The sequence below is a fragment of the Mesorhizobium sp. P170090 genome (assembly GCF_057786115.1).
In genome coordinates this window covers 3,094,265-3,110,068 of sequence record NZ_JBYNWH010000001.1, presented here as the reverse complement: position 1 = coordinate 3,110,068, position 15,804 = coordinate 3,094,265, and the positions used below count along the sequence as shown (strand labels likewise).

At 64.0% G+C, this 15,804-nt stretch carries 15 protein-coding genes and 1 pseudogene; 5 read left to right on the top strand and 11 right to left on the bottom strand.

The features are described 5' to 3' along the window. Window positions 1-3 precede the first annotated feature (3 nt). From purM to AC3EML_RS14755, 3 genes are read left to right on the top strand one after another with little or no spacing between them, the layout of a single operon-like run. Entirely contained in the window at window positions 4-1,083 is a 1,080-nt protein-coding gene (gene purM / locus AC3EML_RS14765; protein WP_352521101.1) for a phosphoribosylformylglycinamidine cyclo-ligase, read from the top strand. Further along, window positions 1,080-1,787 (top strand): phosphoribosylglycinamide formyltransferase, encoded by a 708-nt coding sequence (gene purN, locus AC3EML_RS14760; protein WP_023689060.1) that lies wholly within the window; start codon window positions 1,080-1,082, stop codon window positions 1,785-1,787. The genes purM and purN overlap by 4 nt, the downstream gene beginning before the upstream one ends. A gap of 6 nt (window positions 1,788-1,793) precedes the next feature. Beyond that, window positions 1,794-2,318, top strand: a complete 525-nt coding sequence (locus AC3EML_RS14755; RefSeq protein WP_023705321.1) for a SixA phosphatase family protein — start codon at window positions 1,794-1,796, stop codon at window positions 2,316-2,318. A 193-nt stretch (window positions 2,319-2,511) separates the two neighbouring features. Here AC3EML_RS14755 and AC3EML_RS14750 read toward each other — a convergent pair whose 3' ends face one another. The 6 genes and pseudogenes from AC3EML_RS14750 to AC3EML_RS14725 form a co-directional block, all read right to left on the bottom strand. Continuing rightward, window positions 2,512-2,745 carry a DUF680 domain-containing protein gene (locus AC3EML_RS14750; protein ID WP_023689062.1) on the bottom strand — a complete coding sequence of 78 codons (234 nt, stop codon included), beginning with the start codon at window positions 2,743-2,745 and terminating at the stop codon, window positions 2,512-2,514. 237 nt (window positions 2,746-2,982) lie between these two features. Further along, entirely contained in the window at window positions 2,983-3,756 is a 774-nt protein-coding gene (dapB, locus tag AC3EML_RS14745) for a 4-hydroxy-tetrahydrodipicolinate reductase (protein ID WP_352521062.1), read from the bottom strand. A gap of 63 nt (window positions 3,757-3,819) precedes the next feature. After that, entirely contained in the window at window positions 3,820-4,623 is an 804-nt protein-coding gene (speB, locus tag AC3EML_RS14740; protein WP_023689064.1) for an agmatinase, read from the bottom strand. Between the two features lie 96 nt (window positions 4,624-4,719). After that, complete coding sequence (locus AC3EML_RS14735; RefSeq protein ID WP_023743827.1) at window positions 4,720-5,892, bottom strand: amidohydrolase; 1,173 nt, start codon at window positions 5,890-5,892, stop codon at window positions 4,720-4,722. Further along, window positions 5,885-7,131 (bottom strand): annotated as a pseudogene (locus AC3EML_RS14730) (allantoate amidohydrolase). The gene AC3EML_RS14735 and the pseudogene AC3EML_RS14730 overlap by 8 nt, the downstream one beginning before the upstream one ends. 2 nt (window positions 7,132-7,133) lie before the next feature. After that, entirely contained in the window at window positions 7,134-8,336 is a 1,203-nt protein-coding gene (locus AC3EML_RS14725; protein ID WP_023752542.1) for a diaminopropionate ammonia-lyase, read from the bottom strand. Window positions 8,337-8,439: 103 nt separating this feature from the next. On the opposite strand from AC3EML_RS14725, the gene AC3EML_RS14720 reads away from it, so the two are divergent. Continuing rightward, window positions 8,440-8,916, top strand: coding sequence for an Lrp/AsnC family transcriptional regulator (locus AC3EML_RS14720; protein WP_023689068.1), 477 nt, complete (start codon window positions 8,440-8,442; stop codon window positions 8,914-8,916). A gap of 57 nt (window positions 8,917-8,973) precedes the next feature. Here AC3EML_RS14720 and AC3EML_RS14715 read toward each other — a convergent pair whose 3' ends face one another. The 3 genes from AC3EML_RS14715 to AC3EML_RS14705 all read right to left on the bottom strand — a co-directional run bounded on the left by AC3EML_RS14715 (window position 8,974) and on the right by AC3EML_RS14705 (window position 12,562). Continuing rightward, window positions 8,974-11,082 (bottom strand): molybdopterin-containing oxidoreductase family protein, encoded by a 2,109-nt coding sequence (locus AC3EML_RS14715; protein WP_352521063.1) that lies wholly within the window; start codon window positions 11,080-11,082, stop codon window positions 8,974-8,976. Window positions 11,083-11,241: 159 nt separating this feature from the next. Beyond that, on the bottom strand, window positions 11,242-11,655 hold the full coding sequence (locus AC3EML_RS14710) for a GFA family protein (protein ID WP_023689070.1): 414 nt from the start codon (window positions 11,653-11,655) through the stop codon (window positions 11,242-11,244). Further along, window positions 11,648-12,562, bottom strand: a complete 915-nt coding sequence (locus AC3EML_RS14705) for an NAD(P)-dependent oxidoreductase (RefSeq protein WP_081730967.1) — start codon at window positions 12,560-12,562, stop codon at window positions 11,648-11,650. The genes AC3EML_RS14710 and AC3EML_RS14705 overlap by 8 nt, the downstream gene beginning before the upstream one ends. 125 nt (window positions 12,563-12,687) lie before the next feature. Here AC3EML_RS14705 and AC3EML_RS14700 point away from each other — a divergent pair, with 125 nt between their 5' ends. Further along, a complete protein-coding gene (locus AC3EML_RS14700; RefSeq protein WP_023689072.1) occupies window positions 12,688-13,026 on the top strand; it encodes a winged helix-turn-helix transcriptional regulator in 339 nt (112 codons plus the stop codon). Between the two features lie 224 nt (window positions 13,027-13,250). Here AC3EML_RS14700 and AC3EML_RS14695 read toward each other — a convergent pair whose 3' ends face one another. Together AC3EML_RS14695 and AC3EML_RS14690 are read right to left on the bottom strand one after the other, a co-directional pair. Continuing rightward, window positions 13,251-15,128, bottom strand: coding sequence for an ABC-F family ATP-binding cassette domain-containing protein (locus tag AC3EML_RS14695; RefSeq protein ID WP_023689073.1), 1,878 nt, complete (start codon window positions 15,126-15,128; stop codon window positions 13,251-13,253). Between the two features lie 137 nt (window positions 15,129-15,265). Next, the gene (locus AC3EML_RS14690; RefSeq protein ID WP_023670270.1) at window positions 15,266-15,712 is read right to left on the bottom strand and encodes a Ros/MucR family transcriptional regulator; all 447 of its coding nucleotides are present in this window, start codon (window positions 15,710-15,712) and stop codon (window positions 15,266-15,268) included. Window positions 15,713-15,804: the final 92 nt, after the last annotated feature.

Below are 15,804 nucleotides of genomic sequence, written 5' to 3'. Positions count from 1 at the left end.
ACGATGAGCAAGGGCGACCGGGCCAAGCGCAAGAACGGGCTCACCTATGCCGAGGCGGGCGTCGACATCGATGCCGGCAACCTCATGGTCGAGAAGATCAAGCCGCTGGTGCGCGCGACGCGCCGGCCGGGCGCCGATGGCGAGATCGGCGGTTTTGGCGGCCTGTTCGACCTCAAGGCGGCGGGTTTCACGGATCCGGTGCTGGTTGCCGCCAATGACGGCGTCGGCACCAAGCTGAAGATCGCCATCGATGCCGGCAAGCACGACACGATCGGCATCGACCTCGTCGCCATGTGCGTCAACGACATCGTCGTGCAGGGCGCCGAGCCACTGTTCTTCCTCGACTATTTCGCCACCGGCAAGCTCGACCCCGACCAGGGGGCGGCAATCGTCGGCGGCATAGCAATCGGCTGCCGACAGGCCGGCTGCGCGCTGATCGGCGGCGAGACGGCCGAAATGCCCGGCATGTATAACGACAAGGATTACGACCTTGCCGGCTTCGCCGTCGGTGCTGCCGAACGCGGCCAGTTGCTGCCGACCGACGATATCGTCGAAGGCGACGTGCTGCTTGGCCTGGCTTCCTCGGGCCTGCATTCCAATGGCTTTTCGCTGGTGCGCCGCATCGTTGGCGTCAGCGGGCTTGCCTGGAGCGATCCGGCGCCGTTCAACGATGAGGCGACGCTGGGCGAAGCGCTGCTCGAGCCGACCCGCATCTATGTGAAGTCGATCTTGAAGGCGATCCGCAACACGCATGGCATCAAGGCGCTGGCCCATATCACCGGCGGCGGCTTTCCCGAAAACATTCCGCGCGTCCTGCCGAAGGACTTTTCCGCAGAACTCGATCTCAATGCCATCGATGTGCCGCCGGTGTTTTCCTGGCTGGCGAAGACTGGCGGCGTGGCGCCGGAGGAGATGATGCGCACCTTCAACTGCGGCATCGGCATGATCCTCGTCGTCGCCTCCGGCCAGGCGGCACAGGTCGCAGCCGTGCTGCAGGAGGCCGGCGAGACGGTGACGCCGATCGGCCGCATCGTGCCGCGCCGCGACGCCGGCGTTATCTATCGGGGCTCGATCGGCCTATGAGCAGGAAACGCACGGTTGTTTTGATCTCGGGACGCGGCTCGAACATGACGGCGCTAATCGCGGCGGCGAGCGACCCGGCCTATCCCGCCGAGATCGTTGGCGTCATTTCCGACCGGGCCAACGCCGCCGGCCTCGGCATCGCGGCCGCGCGCGGTATCCCGACCAAGGTCATCGTGCGCGCCGACCATGCCAGCAAGGAAGCCCATGATGCGGCGATCGACGCCGCGCTGATTGCGTTCAATGCCGAGATCGTGGCGCTGGCCGGCTATCTGCGCATTCTCTCCCGCGGCCTGGTCGAGAAGTGGCAAGGGCGCATGCTCAACATCCACCCTGCCCTGCTGCCGGCCTTCAAAGGGCTCGATACGCATGCGCGCGCCCTGCGCGCCGGCATTCGCATTCATGGCTGCACGGTGCATTTCGTCACATCAGAGATGGATGACGGCCCGATCATCGCGCAGGCAGCGGTGCCGGTGATGGTCGGCGACAACGAAGACACGCTGGCCGCCAGAGTGCTGAAGGCCGAGCACCGGCTTTATGCGCTGGCACTCGGGCTGGTCGCCGACGGCAAGGCGCACATGGAAGGCGGCCGCACCGTGCTGGCGCATTTCGCCGACGATGCCGAAAACGGAACTTCCGTGGTGATGGCGCCCGACCCGCTGCGCGAAGAACGCGATCTCGAACATCTGGCGCGGATCACGCCGTAGGCCGACATGGCGACACCGAGACAATTGCTCCTGCTGCGCCACGCCAAGTCGAGCTGGGACGACCCGGCGCTTGCTGATTTCGACCGGCCGCTCGGGCCGCGCGGGCTGAAGACGGCGCCGCTGATGGGGCGCGAACTGGCCCGGCGCAGTTGGCTGCCTGACCTGGCGCTGGTGTCGCCGGCGCTGCGTACGCGCGAGACATGGCGGCTGGTCTCGGCGGAACTGTCGGCGAGCGTAACGGTGGAGTTCGCCGAGGCGCTTTTCGAAGCCACGGCTGGCGACATTCTGGCCGAGCTGCAGCAGGCAGTCGCATCGGCTAGCTGTCTCCTGGTGCTCGGCCATAATCCCGGCCTGGAGGACTTTGCCCGCCGGCTCGCCGGTCCGCGATCGGGTGTGGCTGCTCTCAGGAAACTTGAAGAGAAATTCCCGACCGGCGCCCTTGCCCGCTTTGTCATCGACGGCGACTGGGCGGATCTCGGCTTCGGCGCGGCCCGGTTGACGCATTGCATCAAGCCGAAGGATCTAAGCTAGACCAAGCTGCCTAACGGGCTAGCCGCAGGTGACAGCCGCAAACCGTGTTTTGAAAAGACCACGGTCAAACAAGGAGATAGGACCAATTGCTGGCGGATTGATTCAAGATCTTTGCGGCCCCGAGTTGATTGCATAAAAACAAGAGCGGTGGGCCGGGCCCACCGCTCTTTGTGGTCGTAGATTTCTCAGAAAATCAACGACCCCAGATGCCCTGGCCGGATTCCGGCTGGTTCGAGTCGCCCTTGATCGTGAAATCGCCGAGGCTGGCCGGCTTGCGGATCGAGGCGGTATAATTGTGATCGATGTTGCCGGCGGGCGCTGTTACAGCAGGCTGGTTGACGCTGTCGGAGCCGTAGTGGTCGCTGCCTGCGAAAGCGGTGCCGGTGGCAAGGAGGATGGCAGCAGCGGTAAGTGCGATCTTGGTCATTTCAGGTAATCCAGATTTTTCAGTTCTGTCCGTCAAGTGGCGTGCCTTGGGAGGAATTCGCGTCGCTCGGACCACCCCGAAATGGGTGTGCGTTGCTGCCATTGCCAATCACAAAAATGTGCGAACCGAACCGTTCGGTTCGGTCGAGGAAGGCGCGAAATGGCGTAGTTGTTGCTATATTCTATTCTCTATACGGCTCCGACCTCGCAACGCCCCTCGTTGCGTTACGCTTGCATCTCAAAAGGTCGTGAAGCCCAGTACGTCGCGCATGTCGTATTCGCGGGGCGGCCGGACGGCGACCCAGCGTGCTGCCGCAATGGCGCCGCGCGCGAACATCGAGCGGTCGGCGGCCGAATGGGAAAGCGTGAGCGTCTCGCCCTCGGCCAGCAAGCTCACGCTGTGCTCGCCGACGATGCTGCCGCCGCGCAGCACGGCAAAGCCGATCTCGCCGGCAGGGCGTGGACCTGTAACGCCGTCGCGGATGCGTTTCGCCACATCGTCCAGCCTGACGCCATGTCCGCGAGCGGCCGCCTCGCCCAGCATCAGCGCCGTGCCCGACGGTGCGTCGACCTTCATGCGGTGATGCGCTTCCAGGATTTCGATGTCGGTGTCGGGACCAAGTGCTCGCGCCGCCTGCTCGACCAGCCCGGTCAGCATGCTGAGCCCGAGCGAGTAGCTGCCGGAGCGAACGATGGCGACGGAGTTCGAAGCAGTAGCGATGGCGGCGAGATCGGCCGGCTCGAAGCCGGTCGAGCCGATGACCAGCGCCGGGCCGCAGCGGGCCGCGCAAGCTTGTGCAAGATCGACGGAGGCCGCAGGCGTGGTGAAATCGATGACGACATCCGCAAGCGCCAGTGCTTCGTCGCGCTCGACCAGCCCCTCACCGATGCTGCCCGGCCTGTGAAAGCGGGCGACGAGCGCCAGCCTGGGATCGGTCTCGACGGCCAGCGCCATCTCCCTGCCCATGCGGCCGAGCGCACCGGCTATGGCTATTTTCAATGGATGCGGCATGGCGGCTTTCACTGGAAATGCGAGTCGCAACAATGATCTACCATGCCGCCCTGCCAGATTGATTCAGCCGGCGCCATGCGTCTTGAGCATCATGCCGGCGATCTCCTTGACCAGCTTGGCGGCAACCAGCGCGGTGAGATTGGAGACGTCCTGGCTTGCATTGTATTCGACGACATCGGCGCCGACGATGGGCTGGTCGATCCGCTGGATCAGGTTGATCACTTGCCGGGTTGTAAGACCACCGGGTTCGCGGTGCGACACGCCGGGCGCACAAGCCGGGTCGAGGCCGTCGAGATCGATCGAGAGATAGACCGGCGTCTTGAGATCGAGCTGCAGATCCTCGCTGAAATGCCGCGCCTCGATCATTTCGACGCCGAAGCGCTTGAGCTGGTCACGAAGCTCATCATTGAGGGTGCGCAAGCCGATCTGGATCAGCCGGTCAGCCAGCCCCTCCTCCAGGATGCGCGCGAAGGACGAGGTGTGGGACCGCCTGTTGCCCTGATAGGCATCGTAGATGTCGGGATGGGCGTCGATCTGGACGATCGTTAGCCTGGCATGGCGGCGGCGCACGGCACGCAGCACCGGCCAGGCGATGGCATGATCGCCGCCGAGGCTGATCAACGGGTGGCCGGCATCCAGCGCGCGGCCGACCTCGGCCTCGATTCGCTCCCACGGATCGCCGGCGCCTGAAAAGTCGATGTCGCCGTGGTCGACGAAACTGTCCGCCACATCGAAGCCGGTTTCGCTCCACGAGCTGTGCGCGTCGCTTTTGAGTTCGCGCCGGATCAGGGCCGGCGCTGCAGCCGCGCCCTTGAGATAGGACGAGTTCTCGTCATGTGGTATTCCCAGAAGCGAAACCCTGGTCATCGGCGTGCGATCTCCGGCAACAGGCAATCTCCCTAAACCCGGCATCTGGCTGGCGATAGCAGTGCCGCTTGGGCCAGTTGCGAAGGCGATCAGGCGTCACTTCCCGATCGCGCCGCCCAGTCTTTGCCTGACGATCGCGATATGGAAATCCGTGCCGTGCAACAGCCCGTCATCGTTGAAGTCGTAGCTGGAATTGTGCAGCGGCGGCGAGGTCTCGCCATTGCCGAGAAAGACGAAGCAGCCCGGTACGTGATCGAGGAAGCGGGCGAAATCCTCCGAGGCGGTCATCGGCTCCGCCGCGATGCTGGCGGCGCCATAGGCCAGCACGCGCCTTGCGGCGACAAAGGCCGCGTCCACCAGGTCGGCATCGTTCTGCAGCGGCACGAATTCCCTGCTATAGGTCACGTCGGCGGTGACATTGTAGGCGGCGGCGGTACCCGCTGTGATGACCCGCATCTGGCGCTCGATCTCGGCGCTGACCTCGGGACGAAAACTGCGGGCGTCACCGAGGATGCGGGCGAGGCCGGGCAATGCGTTGCGGGTGCCGTCGGTGATCAGTTCGGTCACCGAAACCACCGAAATGTCGGCCGGGCTCAGCCGGCGCGAGACGATGGTCTGCAGATTGGTGACCAGCGCGCAGGCGGCGACCAGCGTCTCGTTCCCGGAATGTGGCCGCGCCGCATGGCCGCCGATCCCCTTGAGCACGATCTCGAAATTGTCCTCCGCCGACATGAACGGGCCGGCACGGGTCTCGAAATGTCCAATGGGCAGGCCCGGCATGTTGTGCAGGCCAAAGATCTCGTCGAAGGGGAAGCGCTGCAGCAGCCCGTCATCGAGCATTGCCAGCGCGCCCTTGCCCCACTCCTCGGCCGGCTGGAAAACGAAACGCACGGTGCCGTCGAAACCGCCCTCGGCGGCGAGCAGCTTTGCCGCGCCGAGCAGCATGGTGGTGTGGCCGTCATGGCCGCAGGCATGCATGATGCCGGGGTTCTGCGAGCCATAGGCTGTCGCGGACTGCTCGGTGATCCGCAGCGCATCCATGTCGGCCCTGAGCGCAATCGCCCGGTTGCCGCTGCCGCGCTTCAACGTGCCGACGATGCCGGTGCCGCCGACCCCCTCTGCAACGTCGTCCAGCCCGAATTCGCGCAGCTTCGCGGCGACAAAGCCAGCGGTGCGCTTTTCCTCGAAACCGAACTCGGGGTGCGCGTGCAAATCGCGCCGCCAGCCCGTCATCTCCCGCTTCAGCGCATCACGATCGAGTTCAGCCATTTTTCTCCCCGACCTCTTTTGCAAGCTCACTGGCGACATCAAGCAGGATGTTGGCGCCGGCGACAAGCTCGGCATCTTCAGTGTGTTCGCGCGAATTGTGGCTGATGCCACCGGCGCTCGGCACGAAGATCATTGCCGCCGGCGCGAGGCGGGCCATCATCTGCGCGTCATGGCCGGCGCCCGATGTCATGCGCCTGACGCCGAGACCGCGGTTCTTCGCGGCCGCCTCGATCAGTTCGACGATGCCGATGTCGAACAGCACCGGTTCGAAGCGGGCGAGCCGCTCGACCGAGATCGATACGTTCTCCGAAACCTCAAGCTCCTCGAGATAGGCAGCAAGGGCCGCCTCATGCGCCTGCAGGCGCTGTTCGTCGGGATCGCGCAGGTCGATGGTGAAGACGGCGCGCGCGGGAATGACGTTGATGGCGTTGGGTTCGAAGCGCATCGTGCCGACCGTGGCCACGGTTGGCCCATTTGAAGCCCTGGCCCGATCGTGCAGGAAGGTGATGATGCGGGCGGCGGCGTGGCCGGCGTCGCTGCGCATCGACATCGGCGTGGTGCCGGCATGGTTGGCGGCGCCGTCGATGTGATGCGCTGCCAGGAAATGCCTTGCAAATTCTCGACCGCGCCGATCGGCACGCCTTCACGCTCCAGCACCGGCCCTTGCTCGATATGAAGTTCGAGATAGGCATGCGGCTTGAGGAAGCCGGGTTCGCGGTCGCCGGCATAGCCGATGCGGGCGAGCTCCTGGCCGAGCACGCTGCCATCCGCGCCGATGGCGGCCAGCACGGCCTCGGCGCTGACGCCACCGGCATGGCATAGCGAGCCCATCATGTCAGGCGTGTAGCGCACGCCTTCCTCATTGGTGAAAGCGGCGACCGCGACCGGGCGCGACGGCGAAAAGCCCGAAGCCTGCAGCGTCTCGATCACCTCCAGCCCGGCCAGCACGCCGTAGCAGCCATCATAGATGCCGGCATCGATAACGGTGTCGATATGCGAACCGATGAGCAGCGGCGCCTGCCCGGCATTGTCGGGGCTTTGCCAGATGCCGAAGATATTACCGACCCGGTCGATGGCGACTTCCAGCCCGGCCTGCCTGAGCCAGCCGACAAAGAGGTCACGGCCCTGTCTGTCTGTGTCGGAGGCGGCGAGCCGGATCAGCCTATCCTCACTGTCGCGGCCAACGGCGCCGAGTTCCCGGATGCGGCCAAGCAGACGCTGTGCATCGATCCCGATCATGGCTATGCCTCGGCCTTCAGCTTGCCGGCCAGCACATCGGCGGGGCTCTGCCCGACCAGCTCGGTATAGCGATGCGGGTCTGTGGCGCCTTCGGTGTTGATCAGCAGCACGCGGGATTTGTCGTCGAGCCCGAGCGCGGCCTTGTGGTCGGCCACCGCCCGGATCAGCCCGGCCAGACCGACGCCGCCGCTTTCGCCGGCGACGATCACTGGATCATTGCCAGCCGGCCGTGCCAGCCGCCGCATCACCGCGACCGCCTCCTCCTCATCCACTGTCATGAAGGCATCGGCAACCCGCGCCAGAACGCGCCAGGCAACTTGCGAGGCCTCGTAGCATTCGAGCATCGCCATCACCGTCGGCTGATCGTGTGCGACCTTGACCACGTGGCCCGCCCGGGCGGCTGCGACAACGCAGGCGGCGCGGGCCGGCTCGACGACGATGAAGGTCGGCCTGGCGTCACCGAGCACGATGGCGAGATGGCCGGCCAGGGCGGCGGCAATACCGCCGACACCGGCCTGCACGAAGACATGGGTCGGCGGCTGCGGCAACTGGCCCAACGCTTCGCGCACGATCGCCGTATAGCCCTGCATGACCAGACCGGGGATGCGCTCGTAGCCCGGCCAGGAGGTGTCGGACACCACGGTCCAGCCTTGCTCCGCTGAAACCTCGGCGGCCTGCCTGACCGAGTCGTCATAATTGCCGTCGACGCGGATCATCTCGGCGCCATAGCGGGCTATTGCTGCAATGCGCGCCTCGCTGACGCCGGCGTGAACGAAGATTGCCGCTTTCGCGCCAACCAACTGTGCACCTTGCGCGACCGAGCGGCCATGATTGCCGTCGGTGGCGCAGGCAACCGTCATGCCGGCAGCGACCGCCCGGACGTCGAACCGGTTGAGATCGGCCACGTCAACGGGCCGATGAAGCGATCGGCTCGCCTCCTCCAGCACCAGTCGAAAAACGGCATAGGCGCCGCCGAGCGCCTTGAAACTGCCGAGACCGAGGCGAAAGCCTTCATCCTTGATGTGGACGGCGCCGAGGCCGAGTTCGCCGGCCAGCGTCGGCAATGCATGCAACGGAGTTGCGAGGTGATTGTCGCGATGGGCAAGAAAGCGCTCGACCGTATCGGCACCGGCATTCCCCAGCGTTTCGGCATCGACCGGATCGAGCGGCCGGCGGTGCAAGGCATTGCTGTTGAGCAGGAACACGGGTGGCCTCCTTTGGGTGTGACGAAATCATATTGCAGCCGAGGCGCAAATAGCGCTGTTAGTGGCGCTTCGAAATGCAAGTTTGTTTCGCCAGGATAGCGCTTTGCCTCGATCGCCTTCGCTCGACAGTTTCGACCTCGCCATCCTTGCCATCCTGCAGCGGGACAACACGACGCCGCAGCGGCTGATCGGCGAAGCCGTCAACCTGTCGGCGCCGGCGGTGCAGCGGCGCATCAAGCGCATGGAACAGTCCGGCGTCATTGCGGGCAATGTCGCCGTGGTCGACCCGGCGGCGGTCGGCCATCCCATCACCATCTTCGTCGAAGTGGAACTGGAGAGCGAACGCTCGGACCTGATCGACGCGGCCAAGCGGCAATTCTCGGCAGAGCCCGAAGTGCAGCAATGCTACTACGTCACCGGCGAGGCCGACTTCATCCTAGTCATCACCGCGGCCGACATGGGCGCCTATGAAGCGCTGACGCGCAGACTGTTCTTCGACAGCAAGAATGTCCGAAAATTCCGCACCTTCGTTGCCATGGACCGTGTCAAGGTGGGGCTGACGGTGCCTCTGCCGGGATAGCCAGTCACTTCTATGCAATTCCGGACGGAAACCGCTCACACTTTTCCTGGAATTGCTTTAGCCCGCCGGCCGCAGCCAGACCTTGTTGTCGTGGAAGGCCGCACCGCCATAGGGCGCTGGTGCGTCGGCGCCGGTGAGCACATTGATGCCTTCGCCACGCTCATGGGCGCTGTTTGGCCAGATGCCCTCGGCGATCACCACGCCGCGCTTGATGCCATCGAACAGCTTTGCGTGCAGCACCACCTCGCCGCGCCGGTTGCCGACCTCGATACGGTCGCCGTCGTCCAAGCCAAGCGCGGCGGCATCGTCCGGGTGCACCAGGAGTTCCGGCCGGCCTTCCTTGGCTCTCGACACAGGTGTCTCGGCGAATGTCGAATTGAGAAAGTTGCGCGCCGGCGATGTGGCGAGCCGGAACGGATGCTCCGCATCCGCGACCTCGATCAGGTCGACATGGTCGGGGAATTCCGGGAGCTCCGCCACCGGCCCGAACAGGCCCATGATTTTCGGCGGCCGGTTGGGCGCCGCCTGCCCGCTCCAATTGGCGCGGAAGTGAAATTTCTTGTCGGCATGGCCGAAACCATCGATGAAATGCGCCGCCTCGAAATCCGGCTGCAGGTCGACCCATTTGTCTTCCTTGAGGCTGGCGAAGGAGCCCAGCCCGCGCTTGCCGAGGATGATGTCGATATGCTGCTGCTCGGTCAGGCCAAAGCCCGGCCGGTCTGCGACGCCGAGACGCTGCGCCAATTGCTCGATGACGAAATGGTTGGTGCGCGGCCCTTCCGGCGGTTCGATCAGCTTGGGGCCGAGCGTGATGTGCTGGTTGCCACCGCCCTTGTAGACGTCGTCATGCTCGAGAAACATCGTTGCCGGCAAAACGACATCGGCGAGCTTTGCCGTGTCGGTCATGAACTGCTCGTGCACGCAGGTGAACAGGTCGTCACGCAGGAAACCCTGCTTCACCAGCCGCTGCTCGGGCGCGACATTCACCGGGTTGGTGTTCTGGATCAGCATCGCCGTCACCGGCGGGCCACCGTAAAGCGCGTCCGCTGCACCGGTCAGCACCGGGCCGATACGCGACTGGTCGAGATGGCGAATATTGGGATCGCGCATCGCGGCGCCTTCCAGCACATCCTGGTTGAGCTTGAAGATGCCGGAATTGGAATGGAAGGCACCGCCACCCTCATATTGCCAGGCGCCGGTGACGGCGGCGATGCAGGATGCCGCGTGCATGTTGACCGAGCCATTGCGCTGGCGGGCAAAGCCATAGCCGAGGCGGAAATAGGTTTTCCTCGTCGTGCCGACGAGGCGTGCGAAAGCCTCGATCTCGGTGACGGCAAGACCGGTGATGGCGGAAGCCCATTCCGGCGTGCGCGTCTCCAGATGCGCTTCCAGCCCCTTCGGATCGTCGGTGTATCTTTCGAGATAGGCGCGGTCGGCCATGCCTTCCCTGAACAGCACATGCATGACCGCGCAGGCCAGCGCGCCATCGGTGCCGGGCTTCAGCACAAGGCCTATATCGGCCTGCTTCATCGTCGCGTTCTCGTAGACATCGATGACGACGATCCTGGCGCCACGCTCCTTCCGCGCCTTGATGGCGTGGGTCATGACATTGACCTGCGTGACCACGGCATTGGTGCCCCAGATCACCACGCAGTCGGACTTCGCCATCTCGCGCGGATCGGGACCGCGCAAGGCGCCCGCTCCCATCATCCAGCCGGTCCAGGCCAGATTGGTGCAGATCGAGCCGAAGAAGCCGGAGTATTTTTTCGCATGGCGCAGCCGGTCGATGCCGTCGCGCTGCACTAGCCCCATCGTGCCGGCATAGAAATAAGGCCAGACGGTCTCGGAGCCGTATTTTTTCTCGGCCGCGATGAATTTCTCGGCGACGAGGTCGAGTGCCGCTTCCCAGCTGGATTCCTTCCAGACGCCGGCGCCCTTGGCCCCGGCGCGAACAAGCGGCTTCAGCAGCCGGTCGGGATGGTGGACACGGTCGGCATAGCGCGCGACCTTGGCGCAGACCACACCAGCCGTATACGTATTGGACTTGGCGCCATGGACACGGCCGATGCGGTTGCCATCGAGCAGTTCGACCTCGAGCGCGCAGGTCGAAGGGCAATCATGCGGACAGGTGGAGTGGCCGATTCTGAGCTTGGCGTGCTGGTTCATGCGGGGTTTTTAGCGGGTTTCGCGGGCGGCGTGTAGGGCCAGAAGTGGCGCACCGCTTTGCCTCTGCGAGCAATGCCCCTTGCCTTCTCCCCTGGGGAAGAAGGCAAGGACACTGCCAAGCCGATCGCCACCCAAGACTGGGCCGGTCAGCTATCTGCCTCAGGAGGCTTCTGCCTGGGGCACGCCTTCCAGGCAGAGCCATTTGTGCTTCCTGTTGGGCCAATGAAGAATTGCCGGAGGCAGAAATTCCAGGTCCTCCAGACAGCCGACAGATACCGACAGCGCTTCCGTCAGGCCTTCGGCACGCATGAAGACGATCGATCCGCATGTGGTGCAAAATGTCTGCTCCAGCCATTGCCCTGACGAGCCGTTTCGTCGCCAGGATTTCGTCTCGCCTTTTCGGTCGACTATGGCGGAGTCGTCATAAATGGCTCGGTATGAGAACGCTGCGCCCGTGCATCTCTGGCATTCCAGGCAGCTGCAGGCATAGACGCGCCGAGGCTCCCCGGCGAGCACCAGTTCCACCCCGCGACACGAGCAGGTCGCCCGTCGCCTGGTCTTGCCATCACGCATTCGCAGGCTCCCTGCCATGATGCGGCGAACTATTTCCGAACAGGGGCGAGAGAGATGCAAAATCATCATCTGCGCGCCCGCCAGAAAGCGCCTGCTGGAAAATTGCGTCCATGGCGCGCGGCATGGCAGCGTCGAGACCTCGTTCCTGGCATGCTTCGAGCAGATGCCGGAAGGCGCTGTAGTGGGCGCCCAATGACGCGAGCGTTGCGTCGTCGCCGGCAAAACGGCGCGCCTTCGTCCGGTCAACCACATCGAACAAGGCGGCATCGACAACCGGCTTGAATGCAGTCAGATGGCTCCTGAACGTCTCCAGATCGAGACCTTCGGCCTCGGCGACAGCCATGCCCTGGAGCGCGCCAAAGAGCCCGCCCCACATCTGCGTGAGCAGCGCGGTATCAAGCGCGGAGGCCTGGCCCGGCACCTCGCCGACATAACTTGTGCCGCCGCCAAGCGCAAAGAGCAGGGTCTTGTTCGTTTCGTAGACGGCGCGGGAGCCTGAATAAAGCAATGCTGTGTCGGGTTTGCCGATAAAATCCGGGGTCGCCAGGATCGCCCCGTCCAGATAGCTGGCGCCATGCGCTTCTATCCAGCGCGCTTCCTCCCGTGCCAAGCGCGCTGAGCCGGAGGTGAGTTGCACGATGGCTTTGCCGGCCAGTGCCGAAGCAACACTGCGCTGCTTGAGCAGCGCATCGCTAGCGGCATAATCCAGAACATTTATGATCACGACATCGGCCGACCGGATTCCATCCTCGACTGAAGAGGCTACCCTCGCACCAAGAATACCTAGGGGCTGGCACCTGGCCGCAGTACGATTCCACACCGATGTTGGATAATTTCGGTCGAGCAACGTTCGAACAATGGACGAGCCCATGCGGCCCGCGCCGAGCACGCAGACATTGGATTTCATGACGATTTCTCCGATAGCGATAGCTGGTTTGTCTTTGGCGCGCTAATCTGAAGATATATATTCTTCCTGCGTTGAGAAGTACGCACCTTGAGGTAAGTTATTGGAATCATGTCAGGAGTAGTCACATGAGGAGCAAGGAAACAGACAGCTGCGGCTTTGCTGCCGCGATGCAGGCAATCGGCGGAAAGTGGAAAACCTCGTTGTTGTGGGAATTGCACCTGCGGCCTCACCGCTTCGCCGAATTGCACCGGCGGTTGTCGGGGATCAGTGAGAAGATGCTCGCGCAACAATTGCGACAGATGGAGGCCGACGGGCTTGTCAGCCGACGCGCCTATGACCAGGTACCGCCGCGCGTGGAATATTCGGTGACGCCACTGGGCTTCAGCCTGAACGATGCCGTGACCGCAATGTCGGCATGGGGGAAGCGGCACGAGACGTGGAAAGTTCAGCGGAAAGCCGCCTGAAAGCAGGAGCTCGTTTGGTGATCCGCGCGAGCCAAATTACGGTCCGCTTCTCGACGCCGAAGACGGCAATAAACACCGGGCCGCGTCGCCCGGGTGCGTAAGAGAAGCCGTAGCAAGAGCCTCGGTGCCGAAGGCTTTTCAGCCCCCTGTTGGATCCCCCGCTGCTTTGCAGCGTCCCGGCGTTCGCTGGCCTTTCATCATGCGACTGGGCGCAACCGGCCGCTTTACTCCGCCGTGCCCTCTTCATACTCCGCCGACATGGTCAGCCACTTTTCCTCGTGACCGGCAAGCTGCTGGGCCAGTTGCGAGCGCTCCTTGGCGAGCCGGGTCGCCGTCGACGGATCCTTTTCGTAGACGGCCGGATTGGCGAGTTCGTCCTCGATCAGGTCGATGCGCTTGCGGATGCGGTCCATCAGCGCTTCGGTGGCGCGGATTTCCTTGGCCAGCGGCTCGAAGGCGGCGCGGCGCGCCGCGGCATCGCGGCGGCGATCGGCCTTGGATGCCTTCTCGGCCTCGCGCTTGCCGCGTCGATCGCCGGACACGCCGGTGACCAGCGTCTTGTAGTCCTCAAGGTCGCCGTCATACGGGTTGACCGCACCATCCTTGACCAGCCACAGCCGGTCGGCGGTCGCTTCCAGCAGATGGCGGTCATGCGAGATCAGGATGACGGCGCCGGGAAACTCGTTCAGCGCATGGATCAAGGACTCGCGGCTGTCGATGTCCAAATGGTTGGTCGGTTCGTCGAGGATGAACAAGTTTGGCCCCTCAAAGGCCGACAGGCCCATCAGCAGGCGCGCCTTCTCGCCGCCGGACAGGTCCTTGGCGGCGGTGTTCATCTTCTCGGTGGTGAGACCGAACTGGGCGACGCGGCCACGTACCTTGGATTCCGGCGCCTCCGGCATCAGCCGGCGGACATGCTCGTAGGCGTTTTCATCAGGCCTGAGATCGTCGAGCTGATGCTGTGCAAAGATCGCCACCTTCAGGCCCGGCGCCACCGTCATGGTGCCGGTTTCCTGCTTCAGCCGGCCGGACAGGAGCTTGGCGAAGGTCGACTTGCCGTTGCCGTTGGCGCCGAGCAGCGCGATGCGGTCGTCGGCATCGATGCGCAGCGTCATCTTCTTCAGGATCGGCTGGCCCTCGGTGTAGCCGACATTGACGTTGTTCAAGGCAATGATCGGCGACGCCACCGTTTTCACCGGTTCGGGGAAAGAGAACGGCCGCACCGTGTCGTTCACGATCGCCGCGATCGGCTTCATCTTCTCCAGCGCCTTGATGCGCGACTGCGCCTGTCTCGCCTTCGAAGCCTTGGCGCGGAAGCGTTCGACGAAGGACTCCATGTGTTTGCGCGCGGCTTCCTGCTTGACACGGCCCTTCTCCTGCAACTCCTTCTGCTCGGTGTACTGGCGCTCGAACTGGTCGTAGCCGCCGCGCCAGAAGGTCAGCTTCTTCTGGTCGAGATGAACGATGGAATTGACGGCGCGGTTGAGCAGGTCGCGATCGTGCGAGATCAGAAGCACCGTGTGCGGATATTTCGACACGTAGTTTTCCAGCCAAAGCGTGCCTTCGAGATCGAGATAGTTGGTCGGTTCGTCGAGCAGCAGAAGGTCGGGCTCGGCAAACAGCACCGCGGCGAGCGCCACACGCATGCGCCAGCCGCCGGAGAAGGACGAGGCCGGGCGGCGCTGCGCGGCGTCGTCGAAGCCAAGGCCAGCGAGGATGGTGGCCGCGCGAGATTCCGCCGAATGCGCATCGATATCCGCCAGCCGCATATGGATGTCGGCAATGCGGTGCGCGTCGGTGGCGGTCTTTTCCTCCTCGAGCAATGCGGTGCGCTCGAGGTCGGCCTTGAGCACGATTTCGATCAGCGGCTCCTCGGTGCCGGGCGCTTCCTGCGCCACCTGGCCGATGCGGGTGTTCTTGGGCAGGCTGATCGAGCCGGTCTCGGAGGGAAAGTCGCCGGTGATGGCCTTGAACAGCGTCGTCTTGCCGGTGCCGTTGCGGCCGACGAGGCCGGCCTTGGTGCCGGCCGGCAAGGTCAGCGAGGCATGATCGAGAAGCAAGCGTCCGGCCATGCGGAGCGAAAGATCGTTGATGATAAGCATGCCGGGGCTTTTGCACGGGAGGGCGGCGCTTCGCAAGTGCCTGGGCGCTGGCGGGGGCATAAGGCATGAAGACGGCGCGCCCAAAGCGCGCCGTCCATCACTGCTAACTGCAGACTGACTTTAAGAGGCTGCCTGGTTCAGGCTTTGGGTTTGCGCTTCGTCACCTTGGCCGCGGCGGCCGGAACGGCCGGCTTGCGGCCGAGGCCCGAGGACTTGGCCAGTGCCGAACGGGTCGCGGAGTAGTTCGGCGCCACCATCGGATAGTCCGACGGCAAGCCCCATTTGCCACGATATTCCTCCGGGCTCAGACCATGGTCGGTCATCAGGTGGCGCTTCAGCGACTTGAATTTCTTGCCGTCCTCAAGACAGACGATGTGATCGGGAAACACCGACCGCTTCGGATTGACAGCGGGGTTCAGCGCGGGGCTTTCCACGGCGGCAATGCTGCCCAGCTTGCGCACCGATGCGCTGACGCTGGCGATCAGATCCGGCAGGCCAGACGCAGGGAGAGGATTGTTGCCGACATAGGCCGAGACGATGTCAGCAGTCAGTTCAATAGCGGTCTTGCTGTCGATGGTGTGCAATTCTGTTTCTCCCGCCGGTCATGAAGTTGCCGGCTTTTTTTAAGACTTCTCTTGATGTATCGACCTAGCTGCACCCCCCAACGGGTCGCTAA

Coding starts and splice junctions, on each gene's coding strand:
- purM (WP_352521101.1), top strand. CDS start 4: ATGAGCAAGGGCGACCGGGCCAAGCGCAAGAACGGGCTCACCTATGCC.
- purN (WP_023689060.1), top strand. CDS start 1,080: ATGAGCAGGAAACGCACGGTTGTTTTGATCTCGGGACGCGGCTCGAAC.
- AC3EML_RS14755 (WP_023705321.1), top strand. CDS start 1,794: ATGGCGACACCGAGACAATTGCTCCTGCTGCGCCACGCCAAGTCGAGC.
- AC3EML_RS14750 (WP_023689062.1), bottom strand. CDS start 2,745: ATGACCAAGATCGCACTTACCGCTGCTGCCATCCTCCTTGCCACCGGC.
- dapB (WP_352521062.1), bottom strand. CDS start 3,756: ATGCCGCATCCATTGAAAATAGCCATAGCCGGTGCGCTCGGCCGCATG.
- speB (WP_023689064.1), bottom strand. CDS start 4,623: ATGACCAGGGTTTCGCTTCTGGGAATACCACATGACGAGAACTCGTCC.
- AC3EML_RS14735 (WP_023743827.1), bottom strand. CDS start 5,892: ATGGCTGAACTCGATCGTGATGCGCTGAAGCGGGAGATGACGGGCTGG.
- AC3EML_RS14715 (WP_352521063.1), bottom strand. CDS start 11,082: ATGAACCAGCACGCCAAGCTCAGAATCGGCCACTCCACCTGTCCGCAT.
- AC3EML_RS14710 (WP_023689070.1), bottom strand. CDS start 11,655: ATGCGTGATGGCAAGACCAGGCGACGGGCGACCTGCTCGTGTCGCGGG.
- AC3EML_RS14705 (WP_081730967.1), bottom strand. CDS start 12,562: ATGAAATCCAATGTCTGCGTGCTCGGCGCGGGCCGCATGGGCTCGTCC.
- AC3EML_RS14700 (WP_023689072.1), top strand. CDS start 12,688: ATGAGGAGCAAGGAAACAGACAGCTGCGGCTTTGCTGCCGCGATGCAG.
- AC3EML_RS14695 (WP_023689073.1), bottom strand. CDS start 15,128: ATGCTTATCATCAACGATCTTTCGCTCCGCATGGCCGGACGCTTGCTT.